The following is an 18,731-nucleotide window of genomic DNA, read 5'->3' on the forward strand; positions in this document are numbered from 1 at the left end:
TCTTCGGCCGCGCGGGCCGACGGCCCGTTCGTCCCTAGTCGGCGACCTGGATGCCGCTCCCGGAGTCGGCGCGAAGCAGGTCGGCCGCGACCTCGCCGATCACGATCGCCGGCGCGTGCGTGTGCCCCCGGATGATCGTCGGCATGACGGACGCGTCGGCGACCCGCAGCCCCGCCACGCCGCGCGCGCGCAGGTCGGGGTCGACGACAGAATCGTCATCCGTCCCCATGCGAGCGGTGCCGACCGGGTGGTAGAGGGTGTGCGAGAAGCGCCGGAGCGAGAGCTCGATCCGTTCGCCGGCGCTCATGCGCTCGCCGCCCTGCGGCTGCACCCAGCTGCCTGTCGTGACCGCTCGCAGCGACGACGTCGCGATGAGCTGCTCGCACACCTCGAGTCCGGCGCGCATCGTTGCGGCATCCAGACCGGCCGTGTCGCTCAGGTACGCGGGGTCGATCACGGGATGGGCGTACGGATCACTCGAGACGAGACGGATGCTGCCGCGGCTGTGCGGCCGCAGCAGGATCGCGCCGACCGTGATGCCCTCCGCGGGAAGGGGGGTGAGGCCCTCCCCGACGTACGGTGCCGGCGCGAAGATGATCTCGATGTCGGGGAGTCCGTCGGGCACGCCGGCGCGAGCGGCGAGGTCGGTGCGGACGAAGCCGTAGGCCTCGGCGACGTTGGAGGTGAGCATCCCGCGACGGGACACGAGGTAGCGGATGAGCTCGCCCGGACGTTCCGCACCGTACAGAGTGCCCCCTGCGGCGCCGGGCGCGAGCCCCGCGACGAGGTGGTCCTGCAGGTTCGCGCCGACGTCCGGTGAGTCCACGAGGGTGCGGATGCCCAGCTCGTGAAGGTGATCGGCGGGGCCGATTCCCGAGAGCATCAGGGTCTGGGGCGTGTTGATGGCACCGGCGCACAGCACGATCTCCCGGCGCGCGCGGGCGTGGCGGGTCGTCCCGTCGATGTCGACGTAGACGCCGTTCGCTCGCGGTGGGGCGTCGGAGTCGGTGGTGAAGGTGATTCGCCGCACATGGGCGTTCGTGATCACACGAAGGTTCGCACGCGCTGCCGCGGGCCGCAGGTAGGTGTCGGCCGTCGACGCGCGGGCACCGCGCCGCTGCGTCACCATCGTCTGGGAGAAGCCTTGTCCGCGGGGGATGTTCGCCTCCGTGATGTCATAGCCGAGCTCGCGCGCCGCCGCGAGGAACGCCGCGGTGTGCGGCCTCGGATCGCGCTGCTGCTCCACCGGCTGTGGTCCCGAGCGCCCCAGCGACGGATCGACGGCATCCTGCACGCTCTCGATGCGGCGGAGCACCGGCAGGACGGCATCCCATGACCAGCGGTCCGCCGTGCGCGCTGCCCATTCGTCGTAGTCAGCGGCGAATCCCCGCACCCACATCATGGCGTTCAGCGATGAGGATCCTCCGAGCGTTCGTCCGCGGGGCCAGAAGATCCGCCGCCCCTCGAGTTCGGGTTGGGGGACAGTGTCGTACCCCCAGTCGTATGGCCCCCGGAACAGCTTCTTGAACGCCGCGGGCACGTGCAGTTCGAGCGCACGATCGGGGCCGCCCGCCTCCAGGACCAGAACCGAGACCCTCGGGTCCTCACTCAGGCGGGCGGCGAGGGCCGCTCCCGCAGATCCGGAGCCGACGATGATGTAGTCGGCTTCGAGCCCGCCTCGGGCCCCGAGCCCGCGACGGCGGCTGGCGAACCGTCGGGCGTCTTCGCGGGCGCCGGGTGGCGGCATCCGCCCGTTGCCGCTCACGACCGGAACGCCGACTCGAGGATGCCCAGCAGCGTCCTCACCCGGGGGCGGATGCGGAACCGCGTCAGTAGTCGCCCACCGTCCGCGCTTCCGGGGCTCGTGACGAACCACGGCGGTCGGGGCAGGACCGAGAACGCCCCCGGGCCCCACAGCGCACTCGTCGAGCGCGGGAAGGGGCGGAAAGGACCGCGCATCACCCCCCGCTCGACGTCGTCGAGCAGCAGGGCGTTGTGCACGATGCCGATGCCGCTCTGCACGTCGTCGAGCGTTCCGCCAGGATATGCACCCCATGGCATGGTGGTGATGCCGAAGGCGACACCGGTCCAGGTGTTCACGGCAACGGTGCCGTAGCGCAGCTCGGCGATCGCGCGTTCGAGTCCGTCACCGAGCGCTGACTCCGTCTCGGGATCGATGATGAGGTTCGCGCCCAGCGTGCCGGTGAGTCGCTCGTTCGCGTACGAGACAGCAGCGTCGAGGAACTCCTGGCCGCCGCCGGTCAGCGTCACGATCCCCAGTGCCGGAGCGAAGTACTCAGTCGTTTCGATCGGGGACGGCTCGGCATCCGTGCCCAGGTCGATGACGGCGCGGGTCCCGCCGGCGACCCAGTGCGCCTGCGGGTACGCGTCGGCCACCTCCGCGAGGCGGGCCGGTGCGCCGGGGTACCAGACAGGCCGGTGGGGCGCCCGAGCCATGGCGCTTTCGAGCTCTGCCAGGAAGCGCTCGCGCTGCGGCCACGAGGCGCTGAGGATCACGACCTGCCCCGCGATGCAGTTGTGCCCGCTGTTGTGGAGCCTCATGGTGGCGACGTGCTCGGCGTGGAACCGCAGATCCGCATCCGACCAGTGACCGGGAACGACGATGACGGGGGAGACACCGCCGAGCTCCGCGGTGATGGGAACCTTCAGGCGCGGTCGCGCGCGCCGCTTGCCGGTTGTGGTGCGGCCGAACACGATCGTGTCGAAGGTGTGCGCCGCCCCGGTGATGTGCACGTGATCGATGCCCGCGTGCTCGGTGAGGTACGCGCCGACGTCGCCACCGCCTCGCACGATGCGCAGCAGGCCGAGGGACACGAGGGGAGCGAGCGCCCGGCCGAGCACCGGCGCGAGGGGGTCCTGCGTGGGGTTGATCTTGAGGACGCTGACACGGTTGTGCGCGATGAGCTCGTACAGCACGTCGAGCACCGGGATCGACGTGATGTTCCCGGCGCCCAGCACGAGGCCGACACCGCCAGATGCCCCCGGCGAGAGCTGACCGAGCCCGGCCCTGCGTTGCGCGTCGGCGATCGTGACACCCGGGCGCAGCCACACTTCGCCGGTGTATCCCGAAACGAGCATACGATCGACGCTGGTCGTCGGGAACGCGTGGATGCGCACTCTGTCACCCCACGCGCGATCTACGCGCGCCTGGTCGAGGGGACTCGCCCCGATGCGCAGGCTCGTGAGCGTGTCGACGTACGCATCGAGCGCGACGACCGTCGCGTACGGACCGGTCAGCCACTCCTCGCCGACAAGCGGATGGTCTGGTTCCAATCCCTTCGAGCGGGCCGCAGTGATCGCCCACTCCTCGGCTTCCGCCGCGGCCGTGGTCCGGATGGAGCCGAGCAGCCGGATCCGCTGGGTGAGGGTGAGTGCACTCCACGTGCGCGCCCCCTCACGCAGTTCGTCGAGGGCGGCGTCGAGCGCCATCGTGTCCGACGCTCCCGACGTGGTCACTGTCGCGCGAGGCGCGGAGGTGGGGCGAGCGGATGACGGCATGGACGCGCTCCTTCGGACGGGCCTCCAGCATATGTCGGCACGGCGTCTCGCCTCTGGTGGTGCTCCGTCTCAGCGTCGGAATCGAGCCGCGACTAGGAGATGAGGTTGAGCTCCCGCAGCTTCGCTTCGACGTCGGCGTTGCTCGGCTCGACGTGGTGTGTCGCGTCCGGATACACGACGACGGGGATGTTGGTTCTGCCGGAGATGTCGCGGGCGATGTCCGCTGCGGCGGGATCCGCCTCGAGATCGACGTACTCGTACGCCACGCCCAAGCCGTCGAGCTGTGCTTTCGTGCGCCGGCAGTCACGGCACCAGTCGGCGCCGAACATCGTGAGGGTGCCAGTGGTCTGCGAAGTCATGGATCCAGCGTATGGCCGCCGTCGGGCTCCGCGTCAGGGTTACGCGCAGGCTGTGGATGCGCTATGGATCGGTGGACAGCCGTGCGTCGATTCCGGTGCGGCATGCCAGCATTGATCCATGGATCTCTCCATTGTCGTCCCGACATACAACGAGGCGCCGAACATCGCTGAACTGGTGACACGGATCGCCGGCGCGATGGAGGGCATCCGCGCAGAGATCGTGTTCGTCGACGACAGCACCGACGACACCCCCGATGAGATCCGCAGGGTCGCCGCTGACGCGACCGTTCCCGTGCGGCTGATCCACCGCGACATCGCCACCGGCGGTCTCGGGGGCGCCGTCATGGTGGGATTCGACGCCGCCACCTCGGATATCTGTGTGGTCATGGACGGCGACCTCCAGCATCCTCCGGAGGACATCCCGCGGCTGTGGCGTCGGTACGAGGTCGGAGATGTCGACGTCGTCGTCGCCTCGCGCTACAGCGGTGAGGGAACCAACGGCGGCTTGGCCGGCGCGTCGCGCGTGGCCGTGTCCAAGGCGGCGACGATGCTCACCAAGGCTATGTTCCCCGGCCGGCTCAAGGGCGTCACCGACCCCATGACCGGGTTCTTCCTGATCGATCGCCGCCGCCTGGACCTGCGCACGCTGAAGCCGCGCGGATTCAAGATCCTCCTCGAGATCCTTGCACGGACGAACCTTCGGGTCGCCGAGGTTCCGTTCGACTTCGCCGACCGCAACGCCGGCGAATCCAAGGCCTCGCTGCGGCAGGGGCTGTACTTCCTGACGCAGCTGACGATGCTGCGGTTCGGCAAGATGTCGATGTTCGCGGTCATCGGCGGGCTCGGGGCGGTCGCCAACATCGCGATCGTCTGGGTGCTCACGCGGTGGGGCGTCGACGACGTCCCGGCGATGATCATCGCCGCCGAGACGACCATCATCGCCAACTTCCTCTTGCAGGAGCGGTTCGTCTTCCAGGATGTGAAGGCCGAGGCATCCGGGGTCTGGACCCGTTTTGCGAAGTCGTTCGGCTTCAACAACGCCGAGGCCGTCTTGCGCATCCCGTTGACAGCGCTCATGGTCTCGACGTGGCACATCTCGGTCGTGATCGCGACCGCGATCACGCTCGCGCTCGCGTTCGTCGCGCGGTTCCTCTTCCATGCGCTCGTCGTGTACGCGCCCTCGCGCAGCCGGCGCAAGGGCGTCAAGACGCGCACGCGCGAAGTTCTGGAGCAGTTGGACGAGCAGGTCATGGCGCCCGGCGAGCTCTGAGGCGTCCCCTCACGGTCAGCGCCGCTGCGCTCAACCGATCTGGGCGGCGAGGTTCTCGACGGTCATCCCGTAGTTCATGCGGATGACCGGGAGTGCCAGCTTGTCGCTGCCGATGTGCACGTACCCGTGCTCGATTGTGCGGGCGAGTTCGAATCCCGCCGCCGCTACGCCGGCTTTGGCCGTGTCGTTGTAGTGGCCGAAGGGGTAGGCGATGACTTCCTTGGTGCCGATGTATGCGGCAGAGGCCTCCAAATCGGCAGCGATCACCTCGACGGGTTCATTGACCATGCGCCCCTGTCCGTTCGCGCCGGCCCGATGCATGTCTTCCGTGTGGGATCGGATGATCACGTACGGTGACGGATGCAGATCCCGCCGGTCCCGGGTGATCATGAACGAGGTCGTCAGCACCTGGTGGGCATCGACGACGGGGACCGCGAGCTGATACCAGGTGTCGTCGGCGTCGTCATCCGTCACGATCACGGAGTGGTTCGGAAGGAAGAGCCGGCCGTCGATGAACGCGCTGAGCTCATCCCACGTCGGCAGATAGAACCCCTGGTCGGCGATGTACGCCATCTGCTGTTCGAAGTCCCCGATGTAGGCGTAGTTCAGGCGCAACCATCCCGACTCCCCCTCGGGCTTGGTCGTGAACTGGTGATACATGAGGATCGGGATCTGCGCATCCTCCGCCGCGTTGGCCTCGGGGGCCGTCCAGGCGCCGTACAGCGTGCGTTCCCGCTCCTCGCAGGCGACGAGTTCCGACCCGTTCACGCGGTCGGAGATCGCCAGGGTCTCGGCGCCGGCGGGTGTGGCGTACCACCCCGCGAACACGGCTCCCTCGCGAACCGGAATCGGCAGGGCGGTGTAGAGCTGACCCTCGTGCTGCAGCATCGGCGGCACGTCCAGATCCGCACCGGCGAAGGACACCGCGCAGGTCGTCGGGTCCCCGCTGTCGATGAGCATCTGCTGCGTGACACTCAGCGGCGGCGGCGTTGCAGGTTGTGTCGGTGTCGGTGCTGGTGCGGCGGACCCCGGCGGCGTGCCGAGGGTGACAGTCGCGACCGCGCCCACGATCAGCGCGACGAGGGCGACCGCCACCAGCGCCGACCACGCCACGAGGTGGCTGTGTGGACGTGCGTGCGCGGGCGCGCGATGCCCCTGCTCCGCAGACTCGTGCCCGCTCATTCGCATCCCCAGTCAGACCCCCGCGGCCCGTGCCGCGCACCGCGTACGGCGCGGCGTCCGACGCGCACCATCACGCGCGATAGGAGGATTGTATTCGTGAATGTCGTCCCTACCCTTGAGGTTGTCGCCGCCGTCATCCGGGACGGTGACCGGATCCTCGTCTGCCGTCGGGGACCTCATATCGGCCAGCCCGGTCGCTGGGAATTCCCCGGTGGCAAGGTCGAGATGGGCGAGGACCCGGTGGATGCCCTCGTCCGTGAGGTGCGCGAAGAGCTCGGTGTCGGCATCCGTGTCACGGAGCACCTCTCGACCGATGACACGCATGTCGGGGATCGTGTCATCCGGCTCGCCTGCTATTTCGCTGAGCTGGAGGGGGATCGCCCTCAGGCGAGCACCGATCACGACGAAGTGCAGTGGGTGACCGCCCGGGAGCTCGACCGCTTCTGGTGGGCCGAACCCGACCTTCCCGCTGTGCGCCTGCTGACCGCGGAGTAGCATGCGAGCGTGCCCCGCTATGTGATCACGCTCGTCGGAGAGGACCGCTCGGGTCTTGTCTCTGCGGTCGCGGATGCCGTCAGCGCCCACGGCGGCAACTGGGAGGGAAGTCAGCTCGCGGAACGGGCCGGGGTGTTCGCCGGCGTCATCGAGATCTCTGTCACGGCGGATTCGGCGCCGGGGCTCTGGGCGGCGCTGCGGGCACTCGATGACCGCCTCACGGTGACCGCCGTCGCCGGCGCCGAGCAAGACTCGGCGGGGACCTCCGAGCGCCGGCTCGTGATCTCGCTCGTCGCCAACGATCGCCCCGGCATTGTCCGCGACGTCTCGGCAGCGCTTGCCGCACACGGTCTGAGCATCGATGAGTTCACGACCGAGGTCCGCGACGCCGCGATGGCCGGAGGGCGGCTGTTCGAAGCATCCGCCCTCGCTCACGCGGCCCCGTCAACCGATCTTGCCGCTGTTCGGGATGATCTCGAGCGACTGGCCGCCGAGCTCCAGGTGGAGATCACCGTCGCCGATCGCTGACTGCGCCGGGGCTCGGCGCGTCGATCATTGGCGGGCGAGCGCGTCCCAGTTCACCTCGATGCGTGTCGGGTCGCTGCGCGAGATGAGCGCGGGCAGCACTGATCCAACTCGCGGCCAGTACTTGGCGGTCGTGACGACCTCGGTGTTGATTCGCGTCTCGGGAATGCCGTCGGTCGTCGTGACGACCTCGAGTTCACAGGCCTGGTAGCGGGCGCGACCCACCCGCTCGGATGCCGACACGACGCGAACCGCGCCGCGTACCGCATCCGCCAGCGGATCCCGCGTGATCTTCTCGAGCATTTCGGCTGCGTCGTCCACCCACGGCTCCATGCCCGAAGCCTACGGGACCGCGCGGCATCGGCCCAGGCGCCCATCATAGGCGCGGATGCGCCGTCGGGTAAGGGGGCAGACCCGGGCAGCCCGCGGGAGGATCGTGGGTCGCGTCGCCCCGACGAAAGGACCCGCTCGTGACCGCAACCGTCAGCGAAGCCCTCATCGACCGCCTTCGGCAGTGGGGGGTGACCCGCGTGTTCGGGTACCCGGGCGACGGCATCGGCGCGTTCGACGGCGCCCTCGGCCGCGTCGACGGGAAGGACGAAGGGCTTCACTACGTCCGCCCGACCCACGAAGAGATCTGCGCGCTCATGGCCACCGCGCACGCCAAGTTCACCGGCGAGGTGGGCGTGTGCGTCGCGACATCCAGCCCGGGGGCCTTCCACCTGCTCAACGGACTCTACGACGCCAAGATGGACAATCAGCCCGTCGTCGCGATCGTCGGACAGCAAGGCCTTGCCGCCCTGGGAAGCTCCGGCCAGCAGGAGAGCCACCTCGAGCGGGTCTTTGCGGATGTCGCCTGTTACGTGCAGACGATCGTCAGCCCCGATCAGCTGAACGCCGTCGTCGACACCGCGTTCCGGACGGCGCAGACCCGTCTGCAGCCGGCGGTCATCGTCCTGCCCCACGACGTCCAGTCGATGGATGCCGAGGCCCCGGCGAAGGAGCACTGGGTCGCCCGATCGAGCCCGGTCGCGGCATCCATCGCCCTCACCCCGCCCGTCGACCAGCTGCGCAAAGCCGCCGAGGTCATCAACAGCGGGAAACGCGTCACGTTCCTCGTCGGCGCGGGGGCGACCGGCGCGACCGATCTCGTGCTGCAGGCGGCGGACCTGGCGGGAGCGGGCATCATCACGACCCTGCGCGGCAAGGACGTGATCCCCGCCGAGGTGCCGTTCCACACGCAGCAACTGGGCCTGCTCGGCTCGCTGCCGAGCCTGCACCAGATGGAGGACTGCGACACGCTCGTGATGCTGGGCACCAACTACCCGTACGGCGAGTTCCTCCCCGACTCGGATGCCGCCCGCGCGGTGCAGATCGACCTGCGGCCCGAGCAACTGGGGGTGCGCTACCCGACCGAGGTGAACCTGTGGGGAGATGTCGGGGCGACGCTCTCGGCCCTCCTGCCGATGCTCGAGCAGACCACCGACCGGTCGTGGCAAGACCGGCTCGCCGACGAGATGGCCGGCTGGGAGCGCGAGATGCAGGCGCAGGCGATGGCGTCCTACGACGACGGAGCCAACCCGCGCCGCTTCTTCCACGAACTCAATGCGCGCCTTCCCGAGGACGTGATCGTCACGGCGGATGCGGGGACCACCGCCGACTGGTACGGCCACCACGTTCGGCTGGGGCGCGGCATGCGCGGCGACCTGTCGGGTCGGCTCGCGACGATGCTGGCGGCGATGCCCTACGCGATGGCCGCGAAGTTCGCCTTCCCCGACCGGCCGGTCGTCTGCACGATCGGCGACGGCGCGTTCCAGATGCTCGGCATGAACGAGCTCATCACGCTCAAGAAGTACGGCAAGCAGTGGGCGAACAAGCAGTTCGTCATCCTCGTGATGCACAACGATGACCTCGCCCAGGTGTCGTGGGAGATGCGCACCGAGGATGCCAACCCGCTGTGGCGGGCCGCGCAGGATGTCGAGTCGATCGACTACGCGGGCTTCGCGCAGCTGCTTGGGTTCCGCGGCGTTCGGGTCGACTCCGACGACGAGGTCGCCGCCGCGATGGATGCCGCGTTCGCCCACGACGGCGTCACGGTCATCGACGCGATCGTGAGCCGTCACGTCCCGCCGCTTCCGCCGCACATCTCCGCCGACTACGCCAAGAACGTCGGTCTTGCCCTGGCCAAGGGCGACCCCTTCACCGCCGAGGTCGTGAAGGACTCGGCCATCGCCCTCGCGACGCAGACCGTGGAGCGGGTCAAGGGCGCGCTGCACCTCGGCGACCGCGGGTCGGACGACGGGGCTGGTTCGGGCGACGGGGCTGGATCGGGGAGCCGCGCGTCGTCGTGACGACTAGCGTGCGCTCACGCCGCGTCGGCCGTGTCGCCCGCGTCGATTCCGGATGCCTCGAGCCGCCGCAGTCGCCGCCGGGCCATATCGTGCGCTCGGGGTCCGCTGCCGAGGCTTCGCCCCGCGACGAACAGCGCGAACCTCGTCATCGTGACGACCGGAAGCCATGACCGCCGCAGTCCCAGCATCCGTCGGTACTCGCGCGGGATCGTGGCGACCGCGCCGGCGAACAGGAGTCGGTACGCCCATCGCAGGGAGCCGTCGAGGGGTACCGAGCGAAGGAAGCGGACGACGTCTTCGACACGCTCGTCGCCGCGCAGGATGCCGCGGTCGAGGTATCCGTGCATGCGAGCGCGCAGGCCGGCAGCCGTCTCGGGCGGATCGGTGACCCCCATGAGTCGGCCGGCCGTCGCCCAGTCGCGGACGTAGGCGTCAGGGCCGCCGGGGATCGGCTCGCCCCAGGTCTCGTGGCACGTGAGGAAGGCATCCGTGAACGCGAGGTGCACCCATTCGACCAGGTCGGCGTCCGCGGCGGAGTAGGCCCGGCTCGCGCCGGTGCCGTCGCGGTACTCCCCCGAGACGTCGGCGTGGAAGCGGGCGACGCGGCCGAGTTCGGCATCCACCTGCTCCTTGGAGCCGAACGTGACGCAGATCACCCAGCGGACGGTACCCGCGAGGCGACCGAGAGGGTCCTCGCGGTAGCGCGACCAGTCGTGCACGCCCGCCATCGCGCCCGGGTGCAGGGCCTGCATGAGCAGGGCCCGGATGCCGGCGACGAGCGTCGGCATGCCCGCGTGCACCGTCCAGGCCGTACCGTCCTCGGCGAACAGGCCGGCGTCATCGCCCCGCTCGAGCCGTTGCACCCACGGCGGCATCCCGTCCGGATCCCCCGACAGCGGCACCAGCAGGCGCGCGCGAAGTCCGGGGCGGGGGGTCACTCTCTCAGGATGCCATCGCTGCAGAGGGGTGGCTCCGGATCAGGGCGCAGCCGGGTCGCTCGGGTGCGCGGCGGCGATCGCGGCATCCACCTCGTCGAGGATCTGCGCGCAGTGGGTGACGTCCTCGGGTGTGCCGGCCAGCTCGAACTCGAACAGCACGGGCCGGCCCGACGTCGTCGCGAGCTCGCGGGCGGCGGCCTGGTAGTAGACGCCGAAGTTGCGGTTGCCCGACCCGATGATCCCCACCATGCGGCGGCGGTTCGTGGGAGAGCGCAGGAAGCTGCGGACGCCTGCGGGAAGGGTCACTTCGTCGGCGTTGCCCGCCTTGTAGGACGGGGTCAGCAGAACCCAGGGGCCGGATGCCTCGCTCTTGCGTACCTCGGCATCGGCGAGGTTGTGCACGGCGCGGCCCGTCGCCTCGGCGAGATGCTCGGCGAACCGCCCCGTCAGGTTCGAGGTCGACGAGTAGTAGTAGACCGGAGTCTTCTCCACCCATCCAGTGTCTCGCCGGGGGCGGCAGGGTGGGCCGGATGCCGCCGGAGATAAGCCGTAGGTGCCAACGCGCGAGACGAGATCCTCGACTTCGCCCAACTGATGCGTGAACTTGAGGTCTTCATCGCGCAGAACTCTTCCAAGGCCGCGCTCATTGATCCCCAGGGCAACGCGCGCCCCATCCCTGACGAGATCTTCCGCATCCTCGACCAGGTCACGGACGCGCTCGCCGCTGGTGAGGGGATCACCGTCGTGCCGCAGGGAATGGCTATGACGACGCAGCAGGCCGCGGACGTTCTCGGTATCAGCCGGCCGACGCTCGTTCGCCTCTTGGAAGCCGGCGACATCGCCTACGACAAGCCGGGCCGTCATCGCCGTGTCCGGCTGGAGGACCTGGTCGAGTATCAGGCGAGCTTTCGGGCAGAGCGCCGCGCGGCCCTCCGTGAGCTGCAGCGCGCGAGCCTGGGAGCGAAGGTGCAGGTCGGAGATCCGGCTGAGGTGGAGCGGCTTGCGGAGCCGGACGCGAAGTGAGCTTCCCCGCGTTCTTCGACACCAACGTGCTTTATGGGGCACTGTTCAACGACTTCATCCTCGAACTCGCAGATCGCGGATTGTTCCGCCCGTTGTGGTCGAAGAACGTCTTCATCCCGACGACTTCCTCTTGGACCAGCTCGACCTCTACCATGCGCCGACCCTCCGTGCTCTGGTCGAGTTCGTCGAGGGGTACGACTCACCGTCGATGAACGTAGATGACTTCCTGCTCGCGCTCACTCGAGCCGGGGTTCCGAAGTTTTCCGATGCGGCCCGGGCCAAGCTCCACTGAGACCCGGGAGGCCTGGCTAGATGTACTTCCCCGTGAGGTTGTGTACGCGGGCTGAGGGGGTTTGGCCGCCGATGCCGGTGTGGGGTCTGTGGTGATTGTAGTGATGCAGCCAGGTCTCGTAGGCCGTGGTTCGCTCCGTTTCGCTGGCGTAGGTGGTCGCGTAGGCCCACTCGGCGGCGAGGGTCCGGTTGAACCGCTCGACTTTGCCGTTGGTTTGCGGCCGGTGGGGCCGGGTGCGCTTGTGCTTCACGGTGTCGCCGAGCGCATCCGCGAAGGCGTGTGACCGGTAGCACGCGCCGTTGTCCGTCATCACGGCGGTGACCGTGACGCCCAGGCCGGCGAAGAACGCGTTCGCGCGTTCCCAGAACCCGGCCGCGGTCTCCTTGCGTTCGTCGTCGAGGATCTCCGAGTACGCGACCCTCGAGAAGTCATCGACGGCGTGGTGCAGATACCGGTAGCCGCGGGAGCCGGCCGCTCCTGCCCGTGCGGCCTTGTCACGGACGGATCCCGCGGCACGGTCCTGCGCCGATCCGCGGCCGAAGGCGCGCCAGCCGCCGCCATCAGGGATCCGGCCCTGCTTCTTGATGTCGACGTGGATCAGCTGACCGGGCGCGGCGGCCTCGTACCGCTTCGGTTTCGGCTTGCGGACCGGCAGCCCGGTCGACTGGTCGATGTTCGCCAGCTTCGGCATGCGGTAGCGGGCGAGCACCCGTCCGACCGTGGAGCGGTGCAACCGGAGGTGGTACGCGATCCGGTGCGGACCCCACCGGCGTGTGAACCGCAGCGACACGATCCGATGCTCCGTCTTCCGCAGCAGCCGGCCCGGGGACGAGTGCGGCTTCGAGCTGCGATCGATCAGCGGGATCCCCGCCCGGTACCTGTCGACCCACCGTTTCGCCGTCGCCGGCGAGCACTGGAACCGTTCCGCTACGCGCCGCAGCGACCAGCCGTGATCGACGACGAGAACAGCAAGACGACGACGCCCCTCCGGCGTCAAAGGCGCGTTAGCGTGAGACACGAAGACCTCCGTGGTCAGGATGCGAGTGTGGTAACCCACATCCTGCACGGAGGTCTTCGCTACCTCAGCCGTTCACAACCTGCCGGGGAAGTACAGCTAGACGGCGGGGACGGAGTGGATGTCTGATGCGAAGGTCTGCCCGTTGACCTCGAGATACACGTGCCGTTCCATGACCGAGATGCTCAGCACGTTGCGACGCTCTATTCCGGTCGACGCCGCCTCGAGGAAGCCGCGATCGAAGCTGATGACGGGGATCTGATCGCCGCGGTGAATCCGCTTCCCGTCCCAGTTCGCGACGAGCTTCGCGGGGTCGCGATGCGTGTAGACCGCCACACGACCGGCCTTCATGCTGCCCTCGTGCAGACGCGCGGCATCCGGAGCGCCCACTTCGATCCAGCCGGTCAGCGCGCCCGTGGCATCCCGGATGACGATCGCCGGCTCATCCGTCGCCGAAATCCCCTCGGTGAAGGCGATGCCCTCCCCGAACTCGAGACAGTAGGCGAGTACGCGCGTGAGCATGTACACGTCGGTCTCGGACGGATGCCGCGCCACCCGCAGCGACAGATCCTCGTACACACCGCGATCGACATCCGCGAGCGTGACGGTGAACGTGTGGATCGTCGCGCCGGCAGCCATTCCGCCAGCCTATGGCGTTGTCGCTCGATGCTGTCCTGGCGGATCAACGGGGCGCGACCGGCCCTCGGTCATCCGGGGGAAAAGCAAAACCCCCGCGATGTAGAAGCTACGCGAGGGTTTCTGGGGTGATTGTAACGATCACCCTTGTGGCTCCGACGGGCGTCGATCCCGTGACCTCACGATTTTCAGTTGTGTTCGCGGTGTCTGTGGGTGCTCACGAGTGCTCGTTTGCCGCATGATTCCGCAAGATCTGTGCTCGTTGGTGATGGCTGGTCGTCGGTGGGCTCAGCCGGGTTCCCGGCCCGGGACCGGCCCAGCGGTCGGGGTGCCTGTGTAGGTCGGGTAGTGCCCGCTGTCCGGGATGTGCGAGAATCGCACACATGGTGGCCAGTGCCGAAGTCGACCTCGGGAACCGTATCCGTGACCTTCGTAAGCGAGCGTCGCTGAGTCAAGAAGACCTGGCGACCGCCGTCCGTCTCGATCGGACGGTGGTCAACAAGATTGAGAGTGGTGTTCGCAAAGTCACGGCGCTCGAACTATCAGAAATAGCCGTCGCTCTGGGTGTGCGAATGACGTCGTTCTTCGAGGATCCAACCCCAGCCTTGGTTTCACATCGATCCAGTCAGGGCCTGGACACGGTCGACTCGAAGATTGATGCTCTCCTGGCTGCCGCTGCGGGCGATGTCGAATTTCTTCAGCAGCTCGGCGTCCCGGAGCTCGCTTTCGACGCTGTCGCAGAAATAGAGAGCGCCTCGATAGGTCATCCCCAAACCAATTCCGAAGCGGATGACTTGGCTGCGAGAGCTAGAAAGCTCATGGGCCTGGATGATGAAGGTCCGATCAAGGTGCTTACGGCGGCTGTGGAGAGGCTAGGGCTCCTCGCATTCACGCGGGATATCGGCTCTGACACCGCTGACGCAGGAACCGTGATCTTGCGACACGGTGGCGTCTGTCTTGTGAACAGTCACACGAAAGTTGGCCGACGCAGGCTCGCGCTAGCCCACGAACTTGGTCACTACTTGGTAGCAGACGATTACACGGTGGACTGGCGGATCGATAACCATTCAGCTCAATCGGTTCCGCTCGAGTCTCGGCTTGACCGCTTCGCGCGGGCACTCCTGCTCCCCGCCGCGCCGACTGTCGCGCTGTGGCGAAAGTACCTCCAGCACGTCGATGAGCGTGCCGCGGCAGTTCGGATTGCGAGCGCGTATCGGGTCGACATGGCTACTCTTTCCCGTCGGTTACGGGAACTGGGTGAAGTTGATAGCGAGGTCTCGACACTCATTCGCCTTGCCCGCACGACGCAGGCAGACATCCTGGAGTTTGACCTCCATCTGCCGCTCGAAGAACTCGCCTCAACATCGGTGCCACGCGCTTTCGCACTAGCCGTTCTTCGATTGGTTCGCGATGAGCGGATTAGTCGTGAGCGTGCACTCGACCTACTGAGGGGTACCTTTGAGGAATCCGATCTCCCCGCTGTACGGGAGCGTCGCGCTGACGAGATCTGGAACTTCGTCGCGTGATGCCTGGCCCGAACGCGTGGGTGTTCGACACGGGGCCGATTCGCCATTTTGCGCTCCAGGGATGGATTGGCGTTCTCAGATTCCTGGCCGACGGCCGTGAGGTTTACATACCGGACTCAGTCGAACGAGAGTTGCTTGAGATGGCGGTCGAACTGCCGGTGCTGCACAGTGTGCTCGATGCGGACTGGATCAAGGTGTTCCGGTCTACCGACCCTGACTATGTGAGAGCTTTTGGGACATTCTTCGACCGACTAGTAGCGGGTGGTAAGAACTCGGGCGAGTGTGGTGTTCTTGCAATGGGGGCCGTCTACGGCTGTGAGATGGTCATTGACGATGGCACTCCGCGCAATATCGCCGAGGAGCTTGGGCTCAAAGTCACCGCCACTGTTCCGGTGCTTTGTGCTGCAATCCGTGCCAAGAAGCTGACGACGCAGATGGTAGAGAGCCTCGCAGATGACCTTTTGAGTGGAGCTTACTTCCTACCGTTCGGTCCGGGGGGTTTCCGGAGTCACGTGCTCGAGCATGGCCTGCTCGACTGGGAGGACTTGTAGCCGTAGCGACGCATGTTTCGTTCCCGACTGCCGTCCTGGGGGGTCGATGACATTCGGGCATCTTGGATTTACGTAGCTGCGTCTGCGAAGCGCCCGGACTCTGTCTCTCGAAGTTCAGGCGCTCTTCTTGTACGTGCTCTGGAAAACTGCGTCGGACAGCCAACGGCGGAAGCCGTCGTTGTCGCTGAACTGTTTGAACAGCTCCGTGTCGTCCTTGAGAACCGCCATCATCACGCGGCCGAGGGCTCGGTCGTGCTCGACGCGGGCGTTGGCTGGGTCGTTGTTCTTCTGGGCGTTCTGGTAGGCCTCGTCCTCGGCGACCTTGCGCGGGATCTCCTCGGTGATGAGGCGCTGAACACGGTCGGCGTCGGTCCACTCGATGTTGCCGAACTGGTCATTGAAGGTCTGGAGGATGCTCGAGAGCCGCTCGAGCTCGGGGTCCGTTACATGACCGCCGCCAGCAGCTGGCACCGGGGCGAGCTCGCCCTCGTCGTCGGCGAGCGCGATCTTCATCGACTCTCGCTTCTCGACTCGGTAGGACTCCATGTCGATCGTCTCGAGGATGCCTGCGGACAGGTCGTCCTCACGCGGCGCCGGCAGCTTCGGGATCAGGTGGTCGAGGAAGATCGATAGCTTCTCCCACCCCGGGTTGCCGAATGGCAGCACCGTGGAGAGGAAGTTGTACGTACGGGTGAACGCCTTGGCCAGCCCCTTGAAGGCGACCTGATCGTCTTCGTCGGGCATCTCGATGTACTCGGCGACGCAGGCGTCGAGCAGCGGGTCGAGCTGGTCGCGTTCAACACCGGCGAGATAGAGCTCGGCGAACTTATCGACGGTATCAGGTACGTAGATACCGTAGCTGTTCAGCTCGTTAACCAGGTCGTGGAGCTTGTTCGGGTCGGTCTCCTGGCTGAGCACCGTGGTCCGGTAGTACGGCGCGAACGCGCGCTCGATGTTCTCAGCGGTGTTCGCGAAGTCGAGCACGAACGCGTCGTGCTTCGCAGGGTGCGCGCGGTTAAGGCGTGAGAGCGTCTGCACCGCTTTGACGCTCGACAGGGTCTTGTCGACGTACATGGTGTGCAGCAGCGGCTCGTCGTAGCCGGTCTGGAACTTGTCGGCGCAGACGAGGATCCGGTATGAGTCCTCTCGGATCTGGTCGGCGATGTCCTTGCTAGGGAATCCGTTGAGGCTGGCCTCGGTGACCTCGATGCCCTTGTACTCGTGCTCGCCGGAGAACGCGACGATCGCTTTGTAGGGGCTCTTGCGCTCGGCGAGGTAGGCGCTGATGGCGTGGAAGTACTCGATGCAGCGCGGGATCGTGCTGGTAACGACCATCGCTCGGGCCTGGCCGCCGATCTTGTGCTTTGCGATGACCTGGCTGTGGAAGTGGTCGACCATGATCTCGGCCTTGAGACGGATGGCGTGCTCATTGCCCTCGACGAAGGCGCGGAGCTTCTTCGAAGCGCGCTTGGTGTCGAACTCGGGGTCGTCCTCGATGGTCTTCATCAGCTTGTAGTAGCTGGGGACCGGGGTGAAGTTCTCAAGCACATCGATGATGAACCGCTCCTGAGTGGCCTGCTTCATCGTGTAGCTATGGAAGGGCCGGTAGCCGGTGCCGCCCTCGTGCGGGAATGGCTCGCCGAACATCTGCAGCGTCTTGTTTTTCGGGGTAGCCGTGAAGGCGAAGTAGCTCGCGTTCGGCAGCATCTTCTTGGACTCGATGATCCGGTTGATCGTGTCCTCGACCGTCTCGTCATCCTCTGCCGCGCCGCTGGCAGAGAGTGCCATCGAGACCGCCGCCGCGGCCTTGCCGCCCTGGCTGGAGTGGGCCTCGTCGATGACGATCGCGAAGGTCCGGTCGCGGTGATCCTTGCCGATGTCGTCAAGGATGTAGGGGAACTTCTGGACCGTCGTGATGATGATCTTGCGCCCGGCCTCGATCGCCTTGCGCAGGTCACCAGAGCGGTCAGCATGTACGACGGTCGAACCGACCTGCATGAAGGACTTGATGGTCTCCTTCAGTTGGCTGTCGAGGATGACCCGGTCCGTCACTACGACGACGGACCCGAAGGCGTTGCTGCCATCGTGCTTGGCCTCGGTGAGCTGATGCGCCAGCCAGGCGATCGAGTTCGACTTGCCGCTACCCGCTGAGTGTTGGATCAGGTAGCGCCGGCCAGCACCATGCCCTTGGACATCAGCGAGGAGCTTCCGTACGACGTCGAGCTGGTGGTAGCGAGGAAAGATCTGGTTGGAGGACTTCTTGCCAGTGCGCGGGTTCTTTGTGGTGACGATCTGGGCGTAGTTCTCGACGACGTTGGCCAGGCTGGCCGGGGCAAGGATCTGCCGCCAGAGGTAGTCGGTCTTGAGGCCGTCCGGGTTGGGCGGGTTGCCGGCGCCGTCGTTCCAGCCCTTGTCGAACGGCAAGAACCACGACTGCTTGCCTTTGAGATGGGTGCAGAATCGGACCTGTTGGTCATCGAGAGCGAAGTGGGCGATGCAGCGCCCGAACTGGAACAGCAGCTCCCGCGGATCGCGATCGCGCTTGTACTGCTCGACTGCATCATCGTAGGTCTGCTTGGTGATGTTGTTCTTCAGCTCGAACGTGAGGACCGGGAGCCCGTTGACGAACGCGACCAGGTCCAGGGAGAGACCGGTGGCGGTCAGGCTGTAGTGCACTTGCCGGGTGACCGTGAAGCGGTTGGCTGCGAACAGCTGGGCCGCCTTCGCGTTCCCTAGCGTGGGAGTCGGGAAGAAGAAGTCGATGTGGTGCTGCCGGTGGTCCACGCCCTTACGCAGTACGTTGACCACACCGTTGCGCGTGATCTCACCCTGCAGCCGGGAGAGGAACTCGTGCCGAGTCGCCGTCGCCTCTCGGAGTGACAGCGCCTCGGCCATATCCGGCTGTGTTGCCTGGATAAACGCAGTGAGTTGAGGCAGGTCGATCGCGTACGCCGGCTCGTAGTCAGTCGCAGCGCCTTGCTCCCAGCCGCCCTCCACCATCTGGCTGACGATCAGAGCCTCGAGGCTCTCCTCGTTCATCAGCGACATA

The 18,731-nt window shown here is 66.9% G+C and carries 18 protein-coding genes; 8 read left to right on the forward strand and 10 right to left on the reverse strand.

The genetic code is table 11. The features are described 5' to 3' along the window. Nucleotides 1-34: 34 nt before the first annotated feature. The 3 genes from AC3ENO_RS09800 to AC3ENO_RS09810 all read right to left on the reverse strand — a co-directional run bounded on the left by AC3ENO_RS09800 (nt 35) and on the right by AC3ENO_RS09810 (nt 3,878). The gene (locus AC3ENO_RS09800) at nt 35-1,747 is read right to left on the reverse strand and encodes a GMC family oxidoreductase (protein WP_434970497.1); all 1,713 of its coding nucleotides are present in this window, start codon (nt 1,745-1,747) and stop codon (nt 35-37) included. Nucleotides 1,748-1,761: 14 nt separating this feature from the next. Next, nucleotides 1,762-3,519: an aldehyde dehydrogenase family protein gene (locus AC3ENO_RS09805; protein WP_434970442.1), complete on the reverse strand. Its 1,758-nt coding sequence runs from the start codon at nt 3,517-3,519 to the stop codon at nt 1,762-1,764. A 92-nt stretch (nt 3,520-3,611) separates the two neighbouring features. Then, complete coding sequence (locus AC3ENO_RS09810; protein ID WP_434970443.1) at nt 3,612-3,878, reverse strand: glutaredoxin domain-containing protein; 267 nt, start codon at nt 3,876-3,878, stop codon at nt 3,612-3,614. A 118-nt stretch (nt 3,879-3,996) separates the two neighbouring features. On the opposite strand from AC3ENO_RS09810, the gene AC3ENO_RS09815 reads away from it, so the two are divergent. Beyond that, nucleotides 3,997-5,148 (forward strand): glycosyltransferase, encoded by a 1,152-nt coding sequence (locus AC3ENO_RS09815; RefSeq protein WP_434970444.1) that lies wholly within the window; start codon nt 3,997-3,999, stop codon nt 5,146-5,148. Nucleotides 5,149-5,178: 30 nt separating this feature from the next. On the opposite strand, the gene AC3ENO_RS09820 is transcribed toward AC3ENO_RS09815, so the two are convergent. Continuing rightward, on the reverse strand, nt 5,179-6,330 hold the full coding sequence (locus tag AC3ENO_RS09820; RefSeq protein ID WP_434970445.1) for a polysaccharide deacetylase family protein: 1,152 nt from the start codon (nt 6,328-6,330) through the stop codon (nt 5,179-5,181). Between the two features lie 96 nt (nt 6,331-6,426). Here AC3ENO_RS09820 and AC3ENO_RS09825 point away from each other — a divergent pair, with 96 nt between their 5' ends. Next, nucleotides 6,427-6,825 (forward strand): (deoxy)nucleoside triphosphate pyrophosphohydrolase, encoded by a 399-nt coding sequence (locus AC3ENO_RS09825; protein ID WP_434970446.1) that lies wholly within the window; start codon nt 6,427-6,429, stop codon nt 6,823-6,825. Nucleotides 6,826-6,834: 9 nt separating this feature from the next. Then, entirely contained in the window at nt 6,835-7,353 is a 519-nt protein-coding gene (locus AC3ENO_RS09830; protein ID WP_434970447.1) for a glycine cleavage system transcriptional repressor, read from the forward strand. Between the two features lie 24 nt (nt 7,354-7,377). Here AC3ENO_RS09830 and AC3ENO_RS09835 read toward each other — a convergent pair whose 3' ends face one another. Beyond that, nucleotides 7,378-7,683, reverse strand: coding sequence for a hypothetical protein (locus AC3ENO_RS09835; RefSeq protein WP_434970448.1), 306 nt, complete (start codon nt 7,681-7,683; stop codon nt 7,378-7,380). Nucleotides 7,684-7,820: 137 nt separating this feature from the next. Here AC3ENO_RS09835 and AC3ENO_RS09840 point away from each other — a divergent pair, with 137 nt between their 5' ends. After that, complete coding sequence (locus AC3ENO_RS09840; RefSeq protein ID WP_434970449.1) at nt 7,821-9,701, forward strand: thiamine pyrophosphate-requiring protein; 1,881 nt, start codon at nt 7,821-7,823, stop codon at nt 9,699-9,701. Between the two features lie 14 nt (nt 9,702-9,715). On the opposite strand, the gene AC3ENO_RS09845 is transcribed toward AC3ENO_RS09840, so the two are convergent. Beyond that, complete coding sequence (locus AC3ENO_RS09845) at nt 9,716-10,576, reverse strand: oxygenase MpaB family protein (protein WP_434970498.1); 861 nt, start codon at nt 10,574-10,576, stop codon at nt 9,716-9,718. A 102-nt stretch (nt 10,577-10,678) separates the two neighbouring features. Then, a complete protein-coding gene (gene nrdI / locus AC3ENO_RS09850) occupies nt 10,679-11,131 on the reverse strand; it encodes a class Ib ribonucleoside-diphosphate reductase assembly flavoprotein NrdI (RefSeq protein ID WP_434970450.1) in 453 nt (150 codons plus the stop codon). A gap of 102 nt (nt 11,132-11,233) precedes the next feature. On the opposite strand from nrdI, the gene AC3ENO_RS09855 reads away from it, so the two are divergent. Both AC3ENO_RS09855 and AC3ENO_RS09860 read left to right on the forward strand, forming a co-directional pair. Next, nucleotides 11,234-11,662, forward strand: coding sequence for a helix-turn-helix domain-containing protein (locus AC3ENO_RS09855; RefSeq protein ID WP_434970451.1), 429 nt, complete (start codon nt 11,234-11,236; stop codon nt 11,660-11,662). 94 nt (nt 11,663-11,756) lie between these two features. Continuing rightward, nucleotides 11,757-11,954, forward strand: coding sequence for a VapC50 family PIN domain-containing toxin (locus AC3ENO_RS09860; RefSeq protein WP_434970452.1), 198 nt, complete (start codon nt 11,757-11,759; stop codon nt 11,952-11,954). A 16-nt stretch (nt 11,955-11,970) separates the two neighbouring features. Here AC3ENO_RS09860 and AC3ENO_RS09865 read toward each other — a convergent pair whose 3' ends face one another. Beyond that, entirely contained in the window at nt 11,971-12,972 is a 1,002-nt protein-coding gene (locus AC3ENO_RS09865; protein WP_434970453.1) for an IS481 family transposase, read from the reverse strand. A 96-nt stretch (nt 12,973-13,068) separates the two neighbouring features. Then, nucleotides 13,069-13,608: a YaeQ family protein gene (locus AC3ENO_RS09870; RefSeq protein WP_434970454.1), complete on the reverse strand. Its 540-nt coding sequence runs from the start codon at nt 13,606-13,608 to the stop codon at nt 13,069-13,071. Between the two features lie 380 nt (nt 13,609-13,988). Here AC3ENO_RS09870 and AC3ENO_RS09875 point away from each other — a divergent pair, with 380 nt between their 5' ends. Then, a complete protein-coding gene (locus tag AC3ENO_RS09875) occupies nt 13,989-15,131 on the forward strand; it encodes a helix-turn-helix domain-containing protein (RefSeq protein ID WP_434970455.1) in 1,143 nt (380 codons plus the stop codon). Continuing rightward, entirely contained in the window at nt 15,131-15,682 is a 552-nt protein-coding gene (locus tag AC3ENO_RS09880; protein WP_434970456.1) for a PIN domain-containing protein, read from the forward strand. Before AC3ENO_RS09875 ends, AC3ENO_RS09880 begins: the two co-directional genes overlap by 1 nt. A 114-nt stretch (nt 15,683-15,796) precedes the next feature. Here AC3ENO_RS09880 and AC3ENO_RS09885 read toward each other — a convergent pair whose 3' ends face one another. After that, nucleotides 15,797-18,730, reverse strand: a complete 2,934-nt coding sequence (locus AC3ENO_RS09885) for a type I restriction endonuclease subunit R (protein ID WP_434970457.1) — start codon at nt 18,728-18,730, stop codon at nt 15,797-15,799. Nucleotide 18,731: the final 1 nt, after the last annotated feature.

The organism is Microbacterium sp. bgisy207, assembly GCF_057706855.1.

Bases quoted from the DNA above. Each gene is read 5' to 3' on its own strand.
- AC3ENO_RS09855 (WP_434970451.1), top strand. From the start codon at position 11,234: ATGCGTGAACTTGAGGTCTTCATCGCGCAGAACTCTTCCAAGGCCGCG.
- AC3ENO_RS09815 (WP_434970444.1), top strand. From the start codon at position 3,997: ATGGATCTCTCCATTGTCGTCCCGACATACAACGAGGCGCCGAACATC.
- AC3ENO_RS09805 (WP_434970442.1), bottom strand. From the start codon at position 3,519: ATGCCGTCATCCGCTCGCCCCACCTCCGCGCCTCGCGCGACAGTGACC.
- AC3ENO_RS09800 (WP_434970497.1), bottom strand. From the start codon at position 1,747: ATGCCGCCACCCGGCGCCCGCGAAGACGCCCGACGGTTCGCCAGCCGC.
- AC3ENO_RS09835 (WP_434970448.1), bottom strand. From the start codon at position 7,683: ATGGAGCCGTGGGTGGACGACGCAGCCGAAATGCTCGAGAAGATCACG.
- AC3ENO_RS09880 (WP_434970456.1), top strand. From the start codon at position 15,131: ATGCCTGGCCCGAACGCGTGGGTGTTCGACACGGGGCCGATTCGCCAT.
- AC3ENO_RS09870 (WP_434970454.1), bottom strand. From the start codon at position 13,608: ATGGCTGCCGGCGCGACGATCCACACGTTCACCGTCACGCTCGCGGAT.
- AC3ENO_RS09875 (WP_434970455.1), top strand. From the start codon at position 13,989: ATGGTGGCCAGTGCCGAAGTCGACCTCGGGAACCGTATCCGTGACCTT.
- AC3ENO_RS09820 (WP_434970445.1), bottom strand. From the start codon at position 6,330: ATGAGCGGGCACGAGTCTGCGGAGCAGGGGCATCGCGCGCCCGCGCAC.
- AC3ENO_RS09845 (WP_434970498.1), bottom strand. From the start codon at position 10,576: ATGCCGCCGTGGGTGCAACGGCTCGAGCGGGGCGATGACGCCGGCCTG.
- AC3ENO_RS09810 (WP_434970443.1), bottom strand. From the start codon at position 3,878: ATGACTTCGCAGACCACTGGCACCCTCACGATGTTCGGCGCCGACTGG.
- AC3ENO_RS09885 (WP_434970457.1), bottom strand. From the start codon at position 18,730: ATGTCGCTGATGAACGAGGAGAGCCTCGAGGCTCTGATCGTCAGCCAG.